The following is a 20584-nucleotide window of genomic DNA, read 5'->3' as shown; positions in this document are numbered from 1 at the left end:
TATAAAATTAACAAACAAGTATATAGATGTTGATTTGAAAATATCATAGTAACCAAGCCTAAGATATTTTTTTCAAAATATGGAATGAATGAGGGATGTTAGATGGGAAGAAAAGTTAAGGTAGTTTTATTTTTTGCAAGTATGTTGTTTATGATGCTTATTGTAAAAGGGAATGTTGTGTCTGCTGATGAAGGACCTTGGGTAGAGAAAAGTATGGGATATGTGCCAATGGGGTCTTATGTTCACTTGGACGATCCAGTAACCGAGAACAGTACGAATATTACTGGTTATGTTTCCGCTAACTATGGCGAAGATAGAAAGGGATTCTATGTACATTTATACGCTTCTGGCGGGCAATTAATTAGCACAGCGATAACCGAGACGGATGAGGGGAGGTTTGATTTAAGGCTACACACGAAATTAATAGGAACAGACGCGTTTACTATAGTGGTAAAAGATCATCTCGATGCTCTATCAACTGTGAGAGGTATTGAGGGGAATTTGCGTGGGGAAGTTCGTGTTGACGATCCTAATTTCTTTCAATCGGATACGTATCACCAAATAAAAGTAGAGTTACCAGTCAAGGTGTCTAAGGATATGGTCAGAGTCCGAGCTTCGCGCTATGTTTTTTATGGGTCTTCGGTTAGGTTTTCGCTGTATGTAAATGGACAATTAATAGCGGAAAATACCTACCCATACTTTGATGAGAACATTATGGGCTCCGATATATTATATACAGGGATGCAAGTCGCTACATTCAATATAAAAAATACACCTGTTAAAATTAAAAAAGGAGATGTGTATAAAATAACAGAAGGAAGCATATACGGTTCGCGAGAAGATGATGAGGAATATGTTATGGGTTTTGTTAGAGAATAAGCAAGTGGCTAATTTATAGATTATTTTACACAATGAGAAGTCAGTATAACTGCTGGCTTCTTTATATGATTTATTTTTTAAAATAAGGTATTGAGAAAGATATTTACTACAGCTGATTTTTGGGGTATGATGAAGTCATAGATGGAAAGCAGAGGAGGAACAACACATGTGGAATCTATTTATCGTTATCGTGCTAACAATCACTATACTATCCATAATTCCAATGAGCATTATCGGCGCTCAAAGAATCAAAAAAGGGCAGCTGGACAATTACTTGGTACATCGTATGGTGAGTGGTCGAATATGGCGTCACATTAAGGATAAGAATACGGTGACTGTTTTGAGTTCTAAGGTGCAACGCCTTTTGTTTACGTCCTATATTTTCTCAATGATTGGAATCTTGGTTATGCTCATCTGGCTTGTGGGGACAAATTTTTGGAATTGGTCTCTTTGGCTCAGTTCGGTTTTCCTAGCCATTATCGCTATAGCAATCGTATTTCAAATACTAGCAAACAAAACATTTAATCAGGAGTGCTCGAATCAAAGCACTTCCGCGTAAAATAAGAACCTCCGATCAAGGCATTTCTAAACGCCTTAATCGGAGGTTCTTTTCTATCTTACTTCCAAAAATAATACCTTCAAATAATCGCCTTCTTTAAAACTGTTGCGTGTCACGAAATCTGCGGGTAGTGTAAATTGCTCGACAATTCGATATTCCCGACCTTGATTCTTAAACGCTTCTTGCACAACCTGTTTGAATTTATCCATGCCATATCCAGCGTAATTCGTTGATGCGACGATGATCCCATTTGGATTCGTAATCGCGATGCTTTCTTCCAGCAACTTTCCGTAATCTTTCGCGACGCTGAATGTTGTTTTTTTCGTGCGGGCGAAGCTTGGTGGGTCTAGAATGACCATATCGAATGCCAATTCTTTGCGATTCGCGTATTTGAAATACTGAAAAACGTCTTCGGCCATGATGGTGTGTGCTGCTGGATCGAGTTCGTTCACGGTGAATTGCTCGCGGGTTTTCGGGATGCTACGATTGGCGACGTCGACATTTGTTGTATGCGCCGCGCCTCCAAATGCAGCGGCAACAGAAAATGCGCCGGTGTAGGAGAAGGTATTCAAAACGGTTCGTCCCGCGGCGTAGGTGTCGCAAATCGTTTTACGAACATCGCGTTGATCGAGGAAAATACCGGTCATCGCGCCGTCATTTAAGTAAACCGCGTAATTGATACCGTTCTCCTTCACGATAAGTGGTTCTGGGGCGGTATCACCCTCTAAAAAATCATCGCTTTCTAAATACTGACCTTTTGCATCGAAGCGTCGTTTTTCGTAGATGCCGCGCGTTGTAATCGCGGTTTTGATAGCGGCAAGGATCGTCGACTTCCACTGATAAATCCCGTGGCTATACCATTGCAAGACGAGAAAGCCGTCGTAATAATCGATGGTTAAACCGCCTAAGCCATCGCCTTCGCCATTAAAAATTCGAAATGCGGTTGTAGCGTCATCATTGAAAAAGACTTGACGTTTCGCAAAAGCATCTTCAAAAAGTGTGACAAAAAAGTCTTGATCAAGTGCTTGTTTTTCATCGTAGCTTAATATCCAGCCAATGCCCTTATTCTGGTTGCCGTGATAGCCTTTTGCGAGAAAGCGGCCCGATTCATCGACTAATCGCAGGATCACGCCTTCTTCCATATCTGGGAAAGTCACGAGCGCTTCTTTTGTCAGTAAGGGATAGCCTTTTATGTAGCTTTGAGCTGATTTTTTCTTTATTTTAACGGTTATTTCATTCACAATTTTCATCCTCATTTATAAAGTAGTACCTCCACTATATCACAAAACAATCGGAAACGAAATTGTGACAGAACGTTCATATGTATCTGGATTTAAGCGGAAATATTTAACTTTTTAATTAGTTGGTTGTGCTATGATTTTAGTTGAAGGGCTATTTTAGAAGGGAGGGCAGGGTGAGGCACGGATTTTCAGGAGAGGGCATAGTATCCAAAAAATAGGGAGGATGTTTTGTTTGAAGAAGTTACTGTTTATATTGATGGTTGTTGTTTTTTGTGCTGTTGGACATCAGGGGATTCAGGCAGAAACGAACGAATTGGATATGAATAAATATGTAACCGCTAACAACAAGGAGTTTGCTGATCAGAATGCTTATAATTGGAATGATGTGATGCGTAATTTGGATAAGGCTAAACCTACGACAATCTATGTGCCAAAAGGGAATTTTTATTTTAGTCAAACGCTGGCGATTCCGTCAAACGTTACAATTGTTGGGGCGGGAAGCCACGATACGACTTTTATTTTCACAAAAGTGGTGACGGGAATAACGAATCGTCTTTCGGCGAATGCGATTCGGCTGGAAAATTTGAAAATGACGTATGCGGATGATGCGGTGGATCAGAAGGCGTCGAGTCTTGTGAGTTTTGGGGAGGCGTATGATGAGGCGAATTATGATGATTATCAGGTCATGGATGGGCTTACAATCGAGAATTGTATCATCGATGCGAAGAAGAAGGGGAGTTCCGCGCTTTATCTTGGCCGGCTGAAAAATGCAACGATCAGCGGGAATACGATTCAGAACTCGGGTTTACAGAACGGGATTGGGCTGGAGTTTTGCAAGAATGTCCGGATTGAGGATAACGATTTGACGGATCTTGGGCGTTCGGGGATTCAGATGTATCGCTTTAATGGCGGGAAGAACGAGCCGATTTTGATTGAGAATAACCGGATTACGAATTGGATGCAGCGCTATGGTTATGAGCATTTCAAGACGAAATATGAGGCGGGGATTCCGGTTGATGTGATGAATGATGCTGGGATTGATAGTTATGGTCCGAAAAACGAGAATTTGATCATCAAAAATAATGTTTTGACGGCGGGCAGGGTCAATAGTTACAATCCGAATAATACGAAGATTCTAGCGGATTACGGGGAGGAAATTTATAAAGAACATGTCATTTTTTTCACGGGAATTCGGCTGTGTGGTGTTAAGGATGTTGTCGCGACGGGAAACGAGGTCGATTTGAAGGGGCGCGATATTTTCACATTGGTTTACATTAATAGCCGCGAGAAAGAGAAGGACGGGGCGCCGATTGTGACGAAGCCGAGCAATATTCGGCTGGAGCAAAATACATTTCGGGCAGAGGGCAATATTCGCTATCCTGTTCGGATTTTTGAAGGGGACACGGCTGGGATAGCCTTTACAAATAATCAATTCGCGGTGGACGGAAAGCTGGTGGATAACGGCTATTTCGCATTTTTCACAGTCAGTTCGACGACGGAAAAACTGCTTCTGATTGGGAATAAAATCGAGATGGCGACGCGACTAGATTATCTTGTTTCGGTGAGTGACAAGGAATACAATGGGGAAAAAGTGAAGCTAACAGATCTCGGAACGGTTTTGAATACGTGGAATGGCGATACCGTAAAAGCGGTTCGGGGGAATATTGAATCGCTGGATGACACGTATTATTTACAGGATAAGCCGCTCTACACTAGCACAAATTTGTATACGGGACAGTATCGGGAACCAGTTTGGAAGGTTAGGTTAGTGAAAGATGGTGTGGTTATCAAGCAAGCGGAGACAGATGAGGCGACCAAAAGCTACACATTCCGAGGCGTGGACGGATTTGTGAAAGAGGACGGGGCATCGTATGAACTTCTCGGTGTGGATAAGGCGTACAAAGAGGTGTTGCGAATTCCGCTGAAAGTGCTGCCAATACTAGATACCCCAGCATATATCATTGGTACTGATGGCTATCAAGGTGGTTTTGGAGGCGCTGTCACGAAGGTTCGACTTTTGAAAAATAATCAGGTGTTGAAGCAAGCGGACACGGTTGGGTCGAATTATAACTTCAAGGAAATGAGGAGTCTGATTCGCAATGATGGCAGCAGTTATACCATTATTGGCGTGGATAAAAACTATCAAGAGGTTGTTCGTATCCCACTGGAAATGCGGTCGATTTTAGCTGTGCCAGAATATACGGTTGGTGATCAGGAATTGACGGGGAAATTTCAAGATAATATCTGTTTCGTGCGGCTTTCTAAAGATGGTAAAATCGTGAAGCAGGCGGATATTGTAGCGGATAGTTACAAAATGAGAGGTTTGGAGAGCATCGTAGCGAAGGATGGCAGCCAATATGAAGTGGTCGGTTTGGACACGGGTTATAAAGAAGTGGTTCGAATCGATTTACAGGTCAATGCGCTGCAGGTGAGCTTGACGCCTAATCCATATACGCTCGGAACAATGGAGAATCGAGGAGAATTTGATGGTCCAATCTCGCGAGTTCGATTATTGAAAAATAATGTCGCCGTGAAGCAAGCGGATGCGGATGTGTTCGCCAAAACCTACGTATTAAAAGGCTTAGGTGACGTCGTTCAAAAGGATGGGAGCACGTATGAATTAGTCGGTGTGGACCAGTTCTTTAGAGAGATTGTTCGAGTTGATTTTAGAATAGCGAATTAGTCTGTCAAAATAAAGAAGCAGAATAGTCGTCCAAACCCGTTTTCCAGGCGTGGATGATTATTCTGCTTCGTTTATTGTTTAGAAATTAGCAACTTTGCCGTATCCTACAAGATATCTAGCCCAGTAACCAGATGTGATATTATCGATTTTCACGCCGTTATCTTGTGCGTCGATCATTTGACCGCCGCCGATGTAGATACCAACGTGTGCAATACCGCTACCATAATCAAAGAATACAAGGTCGCCAGGTTGTGCTTGGCTCGCGCTGATTTTTGTGGAAGCTGCGTATTGTGATCCAGATGTACGTGGAATCGAAATACCAAGTTTTGCGAAAACATATTTCGTATAACCAGAGCAATCGAATGTGGATGGTCCATTACCGCCCCAAGAATAAGGTTTTCCAAGATGCTTCTGCGCTTCGTTCATGAGTGCGCTGAAACTTGCACTGCTAGATGATGAATTGCTATTGGAATTGTTATTGGAGTTACCAGTATTGGTGTTTGCATTTGAATTGCTGCTATTATTGTTTGAAGTGGATGGTTTGTTGACGTTTGAAGCTGTTCCTTTTACCTTCAATACATCTCCAACTTGTAGGCTGTCGCTTGACGCATTGTTTAGTGCTTTCAAGTTAGCTACGGTTGTGCCAAATTTTTGCGCGATTGTGAAGTAAGAATCGCCACTTTGGACAGTGTATTTAGACGTATTAGAAGATTGTACAACTGGCTTATTCGGCTTGCTTGGTTTGCTTACATTAGTTGTCGTGTTAGTATCTGGTTTCGATACTTCTGGTGTTACGGCTGGTTTTTCAGTGTCAGGTTTATCCACCGTTTCTTTCACTGGTGCTGAACCTTTCACTTTTAAAACGTCGCCGACAACAATGTTATCGTCAGTTAGGCTGTTGATTGCTTGTAAGTTTGCTACGCTTGTGCTAAAAAGTGTTGCAATTTTAGAAAGCGAGTCGCCAGATTGAACGGTGTATGTAGATGCGTTTGTATCTACTTGAACGACTGGAGCTTCGTTTTGTTCCAATTTCGGTGGTGCAACTGGAGCAGGAGTTTCTTCTTTAACCTCTTCTTTGACTTCTTCTTTCGTTGGTGGTGCAGTTTCTGTAACGGTTTCCGGTGCTTCTTCTTTCACAACAGGAGCTGTTACTTCTTCTTTAACGGGTGCAGCAGGAGCTTGTGCTTCACTTTGATCCACTGCAAGTGTTTGACCAACGTAGATGGAAGAGGAAGATAGGTTATTCCATGCGATCAAGTTTTGAACGGATACGCCATATTTGGTTGATAATGCCCAAAGTGTGTCGCCGCTTTTTACTTTATGTGTTGTCGCGTCTGCTACTACTTCTTGCTCTACAGCAGGTTGTGTTACTTCTGCCTCGGCTTTTGGCGCGACTGGTGTTTCGGTTTGTGGTTCAGTTACTTCTTCTTCTTGTACAGGTGTGCTTGGCGCTTCTGTTTCGACAACAGCGGCTACAGCAGTGACATCAGATAGGTATTTGCCATTGACATAACCTGATTTGCCGTCTGCGTATACGACTTTGTTCCAGCCGTTTGCTTCGGTTGTTTCAACAGTGACTTGCGTGCCACCTTTAATGGAAGTAATAATATTGTTGTCAGCGCTTGGACCTTGGCGAACGTTTAACCAGGTTGCGTTGACTGCTTTCTTTGTTTCTTCGGTAACCTTATTGACTTCTAATTTTTGGCCAGGATGGATTGTATCTGAAGTTAGATTATTGGCTTTTTTTATAGAATCAACGTCTGTACCTGCTTTTTGAGCGATTCCCCATAGTGTGTCACCTGCTTGTACGATGACCGTGCTTGCTGATGCGATAGTTGGTGCTGCGAAGGCTGTTACTGCGATTCCTGCAGTTGCCGTTGCGATTGCCGCCTTTTTCATATTTTTAAAACTCCTCTCTTACTTTTGGTTCTAGGTTTTTTCTTTATATACATACTCATGTAATACCCATTCTACGGGGAATTAAATTAAATTACAAATGGAGAAATCAGGATTTGGAGCTATTTCATGAACACGCGGTCGTTTCTGTAACATGGTTGTAAAGAAGAGAAATCAGAACGCATGTTTTATCGAATCAGAGAGCGCATGAGCTTGGGAAACAGCGAGACATATCGATATACAATAGCTTTAATAGAGTTGCGTGACACGAAACCTATTGGTAATCGGCAACAGAAAAATTTAATCAAACTGTAACAATTGAATTCGAGTTGTTTCTACTAATCATGACCTAATGTGAAAATTAATCCGTGAATTTCTTGGTTTTGCAAGGCTTTCTAGGTTATAATAGGGGAGGATTAGGAGGCATAAAAAATGGCACAAACATATGATGATCGAAAAATAGTAAAAGCATATCGGGATTTGGCTCGTGAGGTAGTGAAGCGAGAAGATTTATATAGATTGATGGATCAGTCGGCCTTGCAGGAACAGACGCAACATTGGCTGCAAAAGTTTCAGGAACGGGAGATTACGGAGCGGGATCGAATTTATATTTTTGCGCTTGTGAGAGAGGCTGCGAGGCGTACGGTCGGTCTGGAAGCTGTGATGGTACAGTTAATCGGGGCTTTCGTGCTCGGTGATGGGAAAATCGCGGAAATGAAGACGGGGGAAGGAAAGACGCTCGTTTCTTTGTTTGTCATGTACATAGAGGTTTTGCGGGGGAATAAGGTGCATCTTGTGACGGCGAATGAGTATTTGGCTAAACGTGACCGCGAGGAAATTGGGCGCGTGTTGGAGTACCTAGGTTTATCTGTCGGATTGAATATTTCGGGGCTTGAGAAGGAGCAGAAACAGGCGATCTATAAGGCGGACGTTATTTACGGAACGGCGGCTGAGTTCGGCTTTGATTATTTGCGGGACAATATGGTGCGTCAGTCGGAGGACAAAGTGCAGACGAGTCTTGATTTCGTGCTGATTGATGAGGCGGATTCGATTTTGATTGACGAGGCGCGGACGCCGCTTTTGATTTCGGATCGCAAAGAAGAGGATTTGACGCTGTACGGTGTTGCGGATACGCTTGTTCGGACGATGCTGACGGATGATTATGAGGTCGAGGAGAAGAAGCGATTCGTGTGGTTGCATGACGCTGGAATCGAGAAGGCTCAACGTTTTTGGGGTATTGATTCGTTGTATGCGGAGGAACATCAGCCGCTCCATCGGATTACGACGCTACTTTTACGGGCGCATTTTTTGATGCATAAGGATAAGGATTATGTCGTGCTGGACGGGGAAGTTTTGATTATTGATCCGCATACAGGACGGGCGCTACCAGGACGGCGTTTTAATGATGGCTTGCACCAAGCGATTGAGGCAAAAGAAGGCGTGGAGGTTCGCGAGGAATCACGGACGCTAGCGACGATTACGATTCAGAATTATTTTCGGATGTATAAGAAGCTTTCGGGCATGACGGGGACGGCAAAAACGGAGGAAGAGGAGTTCCGTCATATTTATAATATGGATGTTGTGGTGATTCCGACGCATTTGCGGGTGAACCGGGTGGATAACGAGGATGAAGTTTTCTATACGCGGGAGCAAAAAGGAGAAGCGATTGTATATGAAGTTTCGTGGCGTTATGAACGAGGGCAGCCGATTTTGATTGGGACGTCTTCGATTAAGAGTAATGAGTGGGTCAGTGAGCTGCTTACGAAAGCTGGAATTCCGCATCAAGTGCTGAACGCTAAAAATCATGAACAAGAGGCGGAAATCATTGCACGTGCAGGTAAACGTGGCATGGTAACGCTGGCAACGAATATGGCGGGACGCGGAACGGATATTAAGCTTGATAAAGGCGTCTATACGTTGGGCGGGCTTGCTGTGATTGGGACGGAGCGCCATGAAAGTCGGCGTATTGATTTGCAGTTGATGGGACGCTCTGGCCGCCGTGGTGACCCTGGTTTTAGTAAGTTTATTTTATCGCTGGACGATGAATTGGTGGATCATTTCGATAACAAACGTTGGGAAAGCTATGTTCGTCGTATGAAGCGTAAATATAATTTTGATGATAAGCCTGTGCATTCGCGAAAAGTACATCAGTTGGTGATTGAGGCGCAGAAACGTTTGGAAGGCTCGAACTACGATATTCGAAAGGACCTGCTCGCCTATGATGAGGTTATCGATATCCAACGCAAAAAGGTATACGAAGAGCGCGACCGCCTGCTTGGCATCGATAAATTGGGCGCTTTTTCCGAACGAATTTTGCGGGAAGTGGCAGAAGATGTCTTCTCAGAACGCGAACCAGATTTAGATGCGGGTTACGCAAAAATGGGGGAGTTACTCGGCGGGACGAAATTTCCACATTCATTTGACCAAGTCACGTTGATGTCACAAGAAGAAGCCGTGGAAGCCCTCATTTTCTGGCATCGTAAACAACGAACGAAATTCCCAACTGGGACGATTAATCAAATTGAAAAAGAGGTTTATCTGAATTTGCTGGATCAAATGTGGGTGATGCACTTGGATCAAATGGTGCAACTCCGCGAAGGAATCCATTTACGCGCTTACGGGCAACAAGACCCACTCGTGATGTATCAGAAAGAAGGCGCAGAGCTATTTACAAATTTCCAAGACCGCTACCATTTCTATTTTGCACACGCCTTATTGGAACTGGATCCAGAAGGGCTCGTACTAGGCTAAACAGAAATGCGTGATATCTCAAGGGATTACTTGTATAATAGTCCCCAACGAGATGAAAATAAAGGGAAAGAAGGTTGGGAGAATGAAAGAGTCCATTTCAAAATTCAAACAGTTTATTACAGAAAATAAATTTGTACTCGGTCTGCTAATTTTCTTATTAGTAGCGCTGGACATTTATGTATTAACGAAGATATCATTTATTTTTGACCCGATTATGGTCATTATAGCAACGATTGCAGCACCAATTATTTTGGCCGGAATCGCCTACTATCTATTTAATCCGCTGATCGATTGGCTGGAGGGCAAGGGCTGGAAACGCGGTTGGTCGATTGCCTTGCTGTACGTTATTATCGCTGGGATTATCGTATTGATTTTCAGTTTTATCGTGCCAGCTGTGAAAGATCAAATCGTGAGCTTGGTGAAAACTTTCCCTTCTTACTGGGATAAAGTCGTCGCGAAGTTCAATGAATTCTCAGAATCACCGCTGTTCGATCAAGTAAAAGACAAGGTACAAGGAAATCTGAGCGAGATTACCAAAACAATCTCTGAAAAAGGCGGAAGTGTTGTAAGTAGCGCGGTCGATAGCATCGGAAACGTTGTCGGGACGGTTACCGAAGTTGTACTGGCAATCGTAACAACACCGCTAGTCCTGTTCTATCTACTAAAAGACGGCAAGAAACTACCAGATTACTTATTAAAAATGCTACCAGTTAACTCACGCGCGCATACACGCCAAGTTTTACACGAATCTAATGGCCAAATCAGTTCATATATCCGCGGCCAGATTATTGTTAGTTTTTGCATCGGTATTTTGCTATTCATTGGGTACATTATCATCGGATTACCGTACGCGCTGACCCTCGCAATCATCGCTGCATGTACGAGCATTGTGCCATACTTAGGGCCCGTTATTGCGATTACACCAGCGATTATTATAGCAATCGTGACATCACCATGGTTACTTTTAAAACTGATTATCGTTTGGGTAGTCGTACAATTATTAGAAGGGAAATTCATCTCCCCACAAGTTATGGGTAAAACGCTAAAAGTACATCCGATTACGATACTATTCGTGATTTTAGTATCCGGAAAACTATTCGGCATACTAGGCGTCATTTTTGCGGTACCAGGTTACGCCGTACTTAAAGTCATCGTGACCCACATGTTCACGTGGTTTAAACGCGTATCCGGACTATACGGCGAACAACCAGAAAGCAACTATTTAGAAGAAGACAAGCCAACAAAATAAAATCCAATGAAATTCTCATGAAGAACACAAGAAAATTTCATCGAACCCCTGTAATATAGAGAATGTAAACAAGGACAGCAGTTAGTTTCCCCCCTTTTTCTAACTACCGATCCTTTAAACTCCTTTTTTCCGACCAGCCCCCCCTAGCTGGTCGGTTTTTTTGTTGTTGGTACTGTTGGAACGAAGTGACTTACAGTACCAATATAAGGACGAACGAAGTGAGAAGTTAATCCATGCACTAAATCTCTAAATCAATCAAACCAACCCCGACGTCATATACCCGGTCAGGTCCTTATCCGTAATCTCCCTCAAAACCCTACAAGGAACCCCAACAGCAACCACATTAGCAGGAATACTCTTCCTCACCACACTCCCAGAACCAATAATCGTATTATCCCCAATTGTTACACCCTGATTCACCGTGACATTCGCCCCTAGCCACACATTATTCCCAATCGTGACAGGCTTAGCATAACACGCTCCATGTTGCCGTTCCAAAGCATCCATCGCATGATTCGTCGTAAAAATACCAACCCGCGGTCCAAACAGAACATAATCCCCAATCGTAATTTTTCCACCATCCAGCGTAATACAATCAAAATTCGCATAAAAATAATCCCCCACAGAGATATTTCGGCCAAACTCACAGCGGAAGTCAGGTTCAAAATGTGGATTCACCCCAAACGAACCAAGTATTTTCTGAAGAATGCTTTCCCGAACTTCTTGTGATTTCCCCAAGTCTCATTGTATTCTCTAGTCAACATAACAGATTCACGCCTCGCCGTATTCAATTCCTGTGTTACATCGTTATACATAGAACCCGCTACCATTTGTTCTAACTGTTCTTCTAAATTCATTGCCATCCTCCTTAACGATATTATTATCTAAATCCTATCACACTGATGAGGGCGTGTTAAATTTAATATATCTTATTATGAATAAAAATACATTAAGATGTATAAATGAAGCGTTTTTATAGCTATGAATGATGTTGTCCAATCTGTGAACAGGAGCTATTAATATGAGAAAAATAGTTGGAAATTAAATGACATATCAGCTGGAATGACGATAAGGTATGAATAGGGACAGAGTAAAATATACGAACAAGAGCCTATTGAAAATAAAGACTATGGAGGTGGGGATATATTACTTGGGAGTAGGCGTATTCAGCGTCGTGGGGTTAATTTTTTTGAAGGATAGATAGGCGAGAGAGAAAAGCCTACCACAGTATAATGATGCAACACTGATGCTACAGAATGTGTGATACATCACAAAAGAAAAGGAGGATATGACTATTTTGCATGAAAATCTATGTATAAATAGTTGTGAATTTAATCATGAAAAAGAGAGAAAAGTTTGGCTTGAAAATTTTATCAGCGGCTATGATCGTTGCTTTGATGGTACCGAGTTCGATTGGGAATATCGCAACATCGGCGGAGACAGGAGTAGCTGTGAGGACGGAGCAGGCGAGCGAAAAAACGTTTAGCCATAAAACGGAATACCCGATACAAAAGGGAACAGATGATGCAGAAGTTATGAGTACGGCGGTAAATCTAACGAGCACAGGGCTTGATTTACACGGTTTAGCAGGAGCAACACAGGCCACTTACTTACGGTTCGCAGATGTTGTTTTACCAAGTGATGCGAAGATTTCAAATGCGTATATTTCATTCACAGCGCGCGACGCATCATCAGTAGCGAATGCTACGACAATTAACATAACCGGGGAACTTGGCACGCAGGCGGCTTTTGCAAGTACAGTTGCCTCTTTTACAAGCCGCCAATTTACAGAGGCAGCAGTGAAAATGAATACGCCGGTTGTGGCAGTCAACACGGTTTTTAATACGAGTGATGTTTCTTCTATTGTAAACGAAATGCGCGCGAATACATCGGACATCAGAGACTACGTATTTAAAGTAACGGGTAGCGGAATTGGCTCGTTCGTGATGCGTTCTTATGAATCAAACGCAGCAATGGCCCCAAAATTGGTGCTTGAATATACATCAGCATCAGGCGAATACAAAGCGAATATCGCGAGTACATCAGATGACGCAGAGGAATATGGCGTCAATAAAACGATGGATTTGAACTCGGGGATGGAAATAGGCGGATATTATTCAGCGACGCTAACGCCAGCGTATAAAGAAATTTCCGGTTTTCGATTTGCCAATGTGGCATTGCCAGAAAATGCAAAAATTGAAGATGCTTATCTAGAATTCACGACTTACGCTACGGTCGCAAATCGGGTTTCCAATATGTCTATTTCATCAGAACTGGGCAATCCAGCAGCTTACACGAGTGTAGCAGGAAATATTAGTGGCCGTAACTACACCGGTTCTAGTGTGAAATACGAACAAGCTTCCTTCACAACAGCGAGGCAAGTCGTCCGAACGCCGAACCTCAAGAGCATTATCGATGAAACGCGCTTGATGGGCTGGCAAAATGGGGATGCTTTGGCGTTTAAAGTCGACGGCGATAACTATATTGGTAGCGTTTATCAAGGTGGTTCAGCCGCTGCCTACCAACCGAAATTAGTTATCAAATACAGCTATAGCGAAAACGGCGCAGTTGGTGAGGATGTCGAAAAAGACCCGGCCAAGCTCAAAAATATTTATATCAACGAAGTAGCAAGCATGGGCACAGACGCTCAGAAAGACGGATGGGTTGAGATTTTTAATAACAACGACTCGCCTGTCTTTTTTGAAAAAGATGTTTTTATCTCCGATGAGGCGAGTGCTTTAGGAAAATCAGAGCTGAAAAACCTCTATATACCTGCAAAAGGGTACCGAATCGTGAAAGCGGATGGGACGACAAATAATGCATCGGCGAACTTCACCTTGGGGGATCGTGACACAACGCTTTATTTAGCAACAAAATATGACGATAGCTTCCACAAAATAGATACGTTCGACGTGAAGAAGATGGCGTTTGGCGAAACAATGGGACGTTTCAATGATGGGGATTCGAATGTTGTTTCTTATAAACCGGGAACGTATGAAAGCACGAATAACGACGCGAAACCACTTGTGGCTATTGCGCTGAATCAAAAACCAGGTATGTACAAAACTGGCTTTGAGTTAACGCTGACATCAGATAGCGTCAACACGATTAAATATACACTAGATGGCACGGCGCCTAGTGAAACGAACGGCATTCTATACACTGGTCCAATACCGATTGATAAAACAATGACGGTAAAGGCCTATGCATACAATGCGAAACAAAATAGCGGCGTCCAAACGTACGTCTATTCGATTCGTGAAGATGCGGAAAACGTACCACTCGCTAAAAAAGAATTCAGCGTCAAAACTGGCACGGATGATGCAGAAGTAAGCGCGACAGCCGTCAATTTAACGAGCACAGGCCTCGATTTGCACGGTCTCGTTGGCGCAGTACCACAATCAACTTTTGTGCGTTTTACAGATGTAGCTCTTCCAGACGATGCGGTTATTAGCAAAGCGTATATCACATTCACAACGCGTGATGCATCTAGCTTGCCGACGAATTTGACGATATCGGGAGAAGTTGGAAATGGCAGTGCATTCAGCTCGGCAGTCACAACTTTCACCAATCGACCACTGACAACGAATACCGTAAAAACAACGACTCCTGCCAAGGTAGCCGTGAATGATCTCGTAAACACAGAAGATTTAGCGCCAGTAATGGAAGAAATGCGTGCTGGCAATCCCGACGTGACGAATCTCGTTTTCAAAATAGACGGGGATAAAACAGGCTCTTATCTCGCACGCGCTTACGAATCAAACGCTGCGATGGCGCCGAAATTAGTTGTCGAATATTACTCAGGTTATGGCGATTTCACTGGTAAAGTCGCGACTACATCCGATGATGCGGAAGAATACGGCACCGCAAAAGCAATCGATTTAGGCTCTGCGTTAGAAATCGGCGGGTACTACTCAACGAACCTAACTCCGGCTTACAAAGAAACGACAGCTTTGCGATTTACCAATGTTGCGATCCCAGAAACAGCCGAGATTGAAGATGCTTACATGGAATTCACGACTTATAACACCAATGCGGCAAAAGTGAGTTCTAACATGGAGATCCGTTCTGAGCTCGGCAATCCTGAAACATACAAAGCGGTAGCCGGAAACATCACCGCGCGTGAATATAGCAATTTGGCAGTGAAATATAGTCAACCAGCATTCACGGCGAGCAATCAGATTGTTCGTACCGCAAACTTGAAAGAAATCATCGACGAAAATCGTTTAGCAGGCTGGAAAGATGGTCAAGCGATGGCGTTTCGCATAGATGGCGATAATTATATCGGTAGTGTTTATCAAGGTGGTTATGCCCAAGCAGCTAGACTAGTTGTGACATATAAAAACAATGGGAAAGGCCCAGGAATCGCTGGCGCACTGACTACACCAGACAAAATTCAAAACGTCTACATCAACGAGCTATCATCAGAAGGTACCGCGAGCTCAAAAGCAGCATGGATTGAGCTATACAACGACAATGATGTACCAGTTATTTTGGATAAGGGAATGTACTTGACGGACAAAACGAAGACGCTCGATAAATTCGAATTCTCCAACTTCCTGATTCCTGCAAAAGGCTACCGGATTCTGTATTCTGATAAGGCGACCGAGCTTGGAAATAACCATTTGAGTTTCGAAATCGGCGGCAGTGGCGATGTGATTTTATCCGCAAAAGTCGGTACAACGATGAAAATGATAGATTCAATCAAGTATACGAAACAAGCGTACAACCAAACATTCGGACGCAAGCCAGATGCGAGTAAGAATTTGACGGTATTCAGCTCCGAAACATTCGCGAAAACGAACAATGATGGGCAAGAAAATTATACTGTGCAATTTAGCAAAGAACGCGGCGTTTATGATACCGGTTTTGAATTGAGTTTGTCTTCAAAAGCTGGAACGACCATCAAATATACGCTGGACGGCATCACAGATCCGAGCGCGACAAAAGGAACGGTCTACACAGGACCTATCACGATTAGTAAAACATCCGTTGTCAAAGTGTACGCGTATGATGCGGACGGCAATACAGGCGTGATTTCAAGCACCTACGTTCTGCGGGACAACTACAAAAATGAAGTGACATCCGGATATCAATGGCAGTATAAAAACACGATAACAAGTGATGAATACGCCCAAGCAATAGACGATTTCCCGATTGTTTCCGAGACAGGAAGCGCGGCGAATCTGAACGCGACGACCTACGTACCTGGAACATTTGAATATTTAGACACACATATGAATAAAGGCGGAACGAATTACGTCAGCTATGCAGGTGGGAAAAAATTCGGACAAGTCAGCTCTGGGCAATACAATTCAGGCGTTGCGGTGAAATTCCATCGTGATTACAACGCGAAAAAAGCAAAATACAACTTCTTTGATGCAACACCAGGCGAAGCATTCCCAGTTGTAGGCAAATTCAGCAAACTGGAACTAAAAGAAGGTCAGGACGGCCCGCAAAATGACATCTACAATCTTGGCTACAACCGTTACGACGAAAAAGTAACCAACACGTTGGCGCAACAAATGAATAAGATTTCACTACACGCAAGATACGTGCATTATTTCTATAACGGAAAATACATGGGTGTGAAAACGATGCGTGAAGACTTTGGTCAAAATATGTTTGAAGAATATTTCGGCGGTAGCGATGATGATTATACGAAAATTCGCTTCCAAGATGGCTATTTTGTACCGGGAATTGTCGAGGCTGGCGATGGAAATACGGCGATTTTGACAAAAGTAAAAGCTGTTGCTGCAGCGAAAAACTTCCAAGAATTTAAGAATTATGTCGATGTGGAAGACATGATAAAAATGCAGATTCTATTCATGTTCGTGGATACAGAGCGCGAAGTGGATGCCGTTGTTTCGAATGATATTTTGAATGGAAATGGTGTCAAAATGAAATTCAATATCAATGATACGGACGGTGCTTTCTACAATAATGGTGGTACTGGAACAAGTTATTCCGCGCTGGCGGGTGGCGGTGGAACGTATCGCTTTAAGTGGATTGACGTGACATCAAGACGCGGCGCTGGTGATTTCTTCGGGAATTTCTCTGGCGATAGCCAAACAGCAACCGCTGGAAATTTAGAATTCAAAACGCTCGTGAAAGATCAAGTTTTAGCACAAATTGGTTCAGCAAGCGGTGATTTCGCGGGTGCAGCAGGAGCCCCATTGTCGGTGGCAAATGTGAAGCAACTGATCGCGGATAACCAGAAAGAAATCGACGCGGCCTACAAACTGGATGCAGCTTACATGGGCGCGAGAAGTACGATGTATAAAGACTGGTTGAATGTGCAAGTCAAAGTGCAAAACCAAACCGCAGATCGCGTGAAATATTCGCTCGAAATGTGGGCGAAATATGGCATGGCGCATACGTTGCAAGGTGTGAAAATCGTGGCAAACGGTGCGGGTGTGGTGTTAGAAAATCCTAACGCTGGAACCGACGTTTACTACACAACAGACGGCAGCGATCCAATGGGCGCGAATGGCGTTGTTTCAAGTACTGCTACGAAATACGAAGCAGGAACAACACTGGATACGAATGCCAAATTGACTGTACGCGCTTTTACAACGAACAATTGGGGACCAATAACGAAATAATAGATTGGAAAAGCCATTTATCTCATGTATACTGTGAGGTAAATGGCTTTTTACGTTAGGAGATTTAAAAATGAGTGCTGGAAAAATGATAGTTGGTGTTGTAGGTGTGATCTATGCGGTGATTTTGGTTAATATTATTTATTATATGGTGCAGACAAAAGCTGGGCTGGCATTTCCGGTTTGGATTCAAATCATACTTGGTGTTTGTTTCTTATTTGTCTCGGTGTCTAATTTGAAGGCAAAACATTATATTTTTGGCAGTCTTTTTGCTAGCGCGGTGATTTTGATTGCAGCAAGTGTGATTGTGACTAGCTGGTTCGCTTGAGTAGGAGGCTTTGGATGATGGAATGGTATGAAATCGAACATTGGCGAGCGGTGGATGATAAATTTCATGCGCGATATGCTTTTCAACCGTCGAGCTCGATTTTTGCGAAGGCGATTGAACCGCGGGATCCGAGTGTGGTTTTTAAGGAGTATAAGATTGCTGCAAATAGATATACGGAAAATGATGATTTGGAAAAAGCCTATTTTGAGGGGGAGGAGTGGACAAAAAATCTATTTTTACGCTTTTTCGGGGAGGAAATGTATGCGCTGGATTGGTACCATCCGTGTTATCGCTTTCTGGTAGATACCGAATATCCGCGTAGTGAATATGGGGACTGGTACGTACCGTATTTACCAGATGGAGACTATTATTTCTTTCTGAATATGGACATGAGTTTGGCTTGGCTGGGGCATCCATGGCGGAAGACGGTGACTGTTGTTGGTGCAGAACTGGTGGCGTACATTGAGGGAAATGGTTGCCCGTTTTTAGATTGAAAATAGGATGCTGAGACAGAGATATAAACTAGACAAAATCGCCTACCCAATGAATATGGGTAGACAAAGATTATGCTGGTTGCAGATTTATTTAGCTTATTCGCCACGTTTTAAAAGAATCTACGAATGATGGTTTTTAAAGGAGGCATTTTGCTGAAACGATGGTCTTCTAGGACAGAACGGATTTCGAATTTTGTGTAGCCGAGTGCTTCGTCCATTACAATTTTTCCAGGAAGTGGCGCGGCGTTACTGTCTACTACTACGTCGATTATCGCTGGACGATTGGCGGTACGAGCAGCTTCGAAGGCGAGATCGAGGTCTTCAAATTCTTCTACACGAAAGCCGAGCCCACCGCAACTTTTGGCAAAATCGGCGTAGTTGATATCGGGAAGGTCAATCGCATAATTCAGCTCGCCAGCGGATTGTTGCTCGTATTTGATAAAGGAAAGTTCTTTGTTGTTCAGCACGACGATAATCATTGGGAGCTTGTAATGCACGGCTGTGACAAAATCTTGCATTACCATCGAAAAACCGCCGTCTCCGGCAAGCGCGATGACTTGACGATCTGGGAAAGCGTATTTTGCAGCAATGGCTCCTGGTAGCGCGCAGCCCATTGTTCCGAGCCACGCGGAAATAAGAAAATCGTTGTGGTGATCGAGTTGCAAATAGCGAGTGCTCCAAACGGTTGACGTGCCGACATCGATAGAGAAGATTGCGTCCTTTTCGGCGATTTTTTGAATAGCAGCCATGACTGCTTCGGGAGCGATTGGTGTGCCAGTTTTTGCTTGATCTTCGCGGAGCCATTTCCACCAGTTGGCCATGTTTTCCTGAGAGGCTTCGAGAAATTCGCGTTTCGCTATGTAATCTGTCGTTTCGATTAGAGCGGTTAGTGCTTCTTTGGCGTCACCAACAATGCCAACCGTTGCGGGGTAACGATGGCCAATTTTGGATGGATCGATATCAATTTGAATGCATGTCACATCATGTTGCGGCAAGTAGTCTGTATATGGATAGTCATTGCCAATCATGAGTAGTAAATCCGCTTCTTGCATGGCTTCATAGGCTGGTTTCGTGCCGATTTTACCAAGGTTACCGAGAAAATTCGGATGCGTGTCTGGCATGATTCCTTTGGCTGGCAGGGAGATAATGACCGGCGTTTTCGTATGCTCGGAAAATTGGATGAGCGTTTCTTTGGCATGTTTGGTGCCAACGCCGGCTAGGATAATCGGATTTTTCGCGGAGTTGATGAGATCTGCAGCACGAGCAATGGTTTCTGGCGCGATTTCCGGTTTTGTTTGTTGGTAAATTTCATGTTTTGGTTTGACGGTATTTTTGATTTCAGTCAGTGGAATGTTGTTTGGAATCGTTAGAACGGCGACTCCTTTTTTCTCGTAAGCGGTACGAATGGCTTCGTCCACGATGTCTGGCAGGGTCTCCGCGCTTTCGATTTGTTTGTTGAAAACGGCGACATCAGCAAAAAGCGTTGGTAAGTCGACTTCTTGGAAATATTTTGTGTTAGCGACGCTGGTTGGGACTTGACCGGCTAGAACGAGCATCGGCACGTTATCCATTTTGGCATCATACATACCATTCAACATGTGAATTGCGCCGGGACCACCGATAGACAGCGCAACGCCGATTTTTCCAGTAAGTTTGCTGTAAGAGGAAGCGGCGAGCGTGGCGACTTCTTCATGGCGAACATGGATGAACTGGATGGCTTCTTGCTCGGCACGGAGCGCATCAACAATCGTATCGATCGAGTCACCCGGAATCCCATAGACATGATCGATATCCCAATTTTTTAGTGTGTTTACGAGAGCAGTACTTGCTTTAATTTTTGACATTTCTTCGTCCTCCTTCATAAATTGGCCGTATAGTGTTGTCTACCCTACTTGTGCGGAG

13 protein-coding genes are annotated in these 20584 nt (G+C 43.5%); 8 read left to right on the top strand and 5 right to left on the bottom strand.

What is annotated here, in order from left to right; all coding sequences use genetic code 11:
- Positions 1-102 precede the first annotated feature (102 nt).
- Positions 103-879, top strand: coding sequence for a hypothetical protein (locus HPK16_RS07215; RefSeq protein ID WP_181676325.1), 777 nt, complete (start codon positions 103-105; stop codon positions 877-879).
- 166 nt (positions 880-1045) lie between these two features.
- A complete protein-coding gene (locus tag HPK16_RS07210; RefSeq protein WP_181676324.1) occupies positions 1046-1438 on the top strand; it encodes a hypothetical protein in 393 nt (130 codons plus the stop codon).
- A 53-nt stretch (positions 1439-1491) separates the two neighbouring features.
- Here HPK16_RS07210 and HPK16_RS07205 read toward each other — a convergent pair whose 3' ends face one another.
- Positions 1492-2682 carry a class I SAM-dependent methyltransferase gene (locus tag HPK16_RS07205; protein WP_181676341.1) on the bottom strand — a complete coding sequence of 397 codons (1191 nt, stop codon included), beginning with the start codon at positions 2680-2682 and terminating at the stop codon, positions 1492-1494.
- A 229-nt stretch (positions 2683-2911) separates the two neighbouring features.
- On the opposite strand from HPK16_RS07205, the gene HPK16_RS07200 reads away from it, so the two are divergent.
- Positions 2912-5362 (top strand): right-handed parallel beta-helix repeat-containing protein, encoded by a 2451-nt coding sequence (locus tag HPK16_RS07200; RefSeq protein ID WP_181676323.1) that lies wholly within the window; start codon positions 2912-2914, stop codon positions 5360-5362.
- A 78-nt stretch (positions 5363-5440) separates the two neighbouring features.
- Here HPK16_RS07200 and HPK16_RS07195 read toward each other — a convergent pair whose 3' ends face one another.
- On the bottom strand, positions 5441-7261 hold the full coding sequence (locus tag HPK16_RS07195; protein WP_181676322.1) for a LysM peptidoglycan-binding domain-containing protein: 1821 nt from the start codon (positions 7259-7261) through the stop codon (positions 5441-5443).
- Positions 7262-7690: 429 nt separating this feature from the next.
- Between HPK16_RS07195 and secA2 the strand changes: the two genes are divergently transcribed.
- Both secA2 and HPK16_RS07185 read left to right on the top strand, forming a co-directional pair.
- A complete protein-coding gene (gene secA2 / locus HPK16_RS07190) occupies positions 7691-10009 on the top strand; it encodes an accessory Sec system translocase SecA2 (protein ID WP_181676321.1) in 2319 nt (772 codons plus the stop codon).
- An 82-nt stretch (positions 10010-10091) separates the two neighbouring features.
- On the top strand, positions 10092-11258 hold the full coding sequence (locus tag HPK16_RS07185) for an AI-2E family transporter (RefSeq protein ID WP_181676320.1): 1167 nt from the start codon (positions 10092-10094) through the stop codon (positions 11256-11258).
- Positions 11259-11513: 255 nt separating this feature from the next.
- Here HPK16_RS07185 and HPK16_RS17095 read toward each other — a convergent pair whose 3' ends face one another.
- Positions 11514-11936 carry a sugar O-acetyltransferase gene (locus HPK16_RS17095; protein WP_343064803.1) on the bottom strand — a complete coding sequence of 141 codons (423 nt, stop codon included), beginning with the start codon at positions 11934-11936 and terminating at the stop codon, positions 11514-11516.
- On the bottom strand, positions 11933-12121 hold the full coding sequence (locus HPK16_RS16785) for a maltose acetyltransferase domain-containing protein (protein ID WP_246369305.1): 189 nt from the start codon (positions 12119-12121) through the stop codon (positions 11933-11935). The genes HPK16_RS17095 and HPK16_RS16785 overlap by 4 nt, the downstream gene beginning before the upstream one ends.
- Positions 12122-12595: 474 nt before the next feature.
- Here HPK16_RS16785 and HPK16_RS07175 point away from each other — a divergent pair, with 474 nt between their 5' ends.
- The 3 genes from HPK16_RS07175 to HPK16_RS07165 all read left to right on the top strand — a co-directional run bounded on the left by HPK16_RS07175 (position 12596) and on the right by HPK16_RS07165 (position 18682).
- A complete protein-coding gene (locus HPK16_RS07175) occupies positions 12596-17863 on the top strand; it encodes an FN3 associated domain-containing protein (RefSeq protein ID WP_181676319.1) in 5268 nt (1755 codons plus the stop codon).
- A 70-nt stretch (positions 17864-17933) separates the two neighbouring features.
- Positions 17934-18188, top strand: coding sequence for a hypothetical protein (locus tag HPK16_RS07170; protein WP_181676318.1), 255 nt, complete (start codon positions 17934-17936; stop codon positions 18186-18188).
- A gap of 14 nt (positions 18189-18202) precedes the next feature.
- Positions 18203-18682: a DUF2716 domain-containing protein gene (locus tag HPK16_RS07165; protein ID WP_181676317.1), complete on the top strand. Its 480-nt coding sequence runs from the start codon at positions 18203-18205 to the stop codon at positions 18680-18682.
- A gap of 110 nt (positions 18683-18792) precedes the next feature.
- Here HPK16_RS07165 and HPK16_RS07160 read toward each other — a convergent pair whose 3' ends face one another.
- On the bottom strand, positions 18793-20526 hold the full coding sequence (locus HPK16_RS07160; protein ID WP_181676316.1) for a pyruvate oxidase: 1734 nt from the start codon (positions 20524-20526) through the stop codon (positions 18793-18795).
- Between the last annotated feature and the right edge of the window lie 58 nt (positions 20527-20584).

It is taken from the genome of Paenilisteria rustica (assembly GCF_013820765.1).
In the GTDB taxonomy this organism is placed as follows: domain Bacteria; phylum Bacillota; class Bacilli; order Lactobacillales; family Listeriaceae; genus Listeria_A; species Listeria_A rustica.
Note: the sequence above shows the minus strand (reverse complement) of the source record. Positions and strands in the feature narration are given on the sequence as shown.

What these genes read in the sequence shown, in the direction of transcription:
- HPK16_RS16785 (WP_246369305.1), bottom strand. Translation starts at nt 12,121, where the DNA reads ATGGCAATGAATTTAGAAGAACAGTTAGAACAAATGGTAGCGGGTTCT.
- HPK16_RS07195 (WP_181676322.1), bottom strand. Translation starts at nt 7,261, where the DNA reads ATGAAAAAGGCGGCAATCGCAACGGCAACTGCAGGAATCGCAGTAACA.
- HPK16_RS07185 (WP_181676320.1), top strand. Translation starts at nt 10,092, where the DNA reads ATGAAAGAGTCCATTTCAAAATTCAAACAGTTTATTACAGAAAATAAA.
- secA2 (WP_181676321.1), top strand. Translation starts at nt 7,691, where the DNA reads ATGGCACAAACATATGATGATCGAAAAATAGTAAAAGCATATCGGGAT.
- HPK16_RS07210 (WP_181676324.1), top strand. Translation starts at nt 1,046, where the DNA reads ATGTGGAATCTATTTATCGTTATCGTGCTAACAATCACTATACTATCC.
- HPK16_RS07175 (WP_181676319.1), top strand. Translation starts at nt 12,596, where the DNA reads ATGAAAAAGAGAGAAAAGTTTGGCTTGAAAATTTTATCAGCGGCTATG.
- HPK16_RS07170 (WP_181676318.1), top strand. Translation starts at nt 17,934, where the DNA reads ATGAGTGCTGGAAAAATGATAGTTGGTGTTGTAGGTGTGATCTATGCG.
- HPK16_RS07215 (WP_181676325.1), top strand. Translation starts at nt 103, where the DNA reads ATGGGAAGAAAAGTTAAGGTAGTTTTATTTTTTGCAAGTATGTTGTTT.
- HPK16_RS07160 (WP_181676316.1), bottom strand. Translation starts at nt 20,526, where the DNA reads ATGTCAAAAATTAAAGCAAGTACTGCTCTCGTAAACACACTAAAAAAT.
- HPK16_RS07165 (WP_181676317.1), top strand. Translation starts at nt 18,203, where the DNA reads ATGATGGAATGGTATGAAATCGAACATTGGCGAGCGGTGGATGATAAA.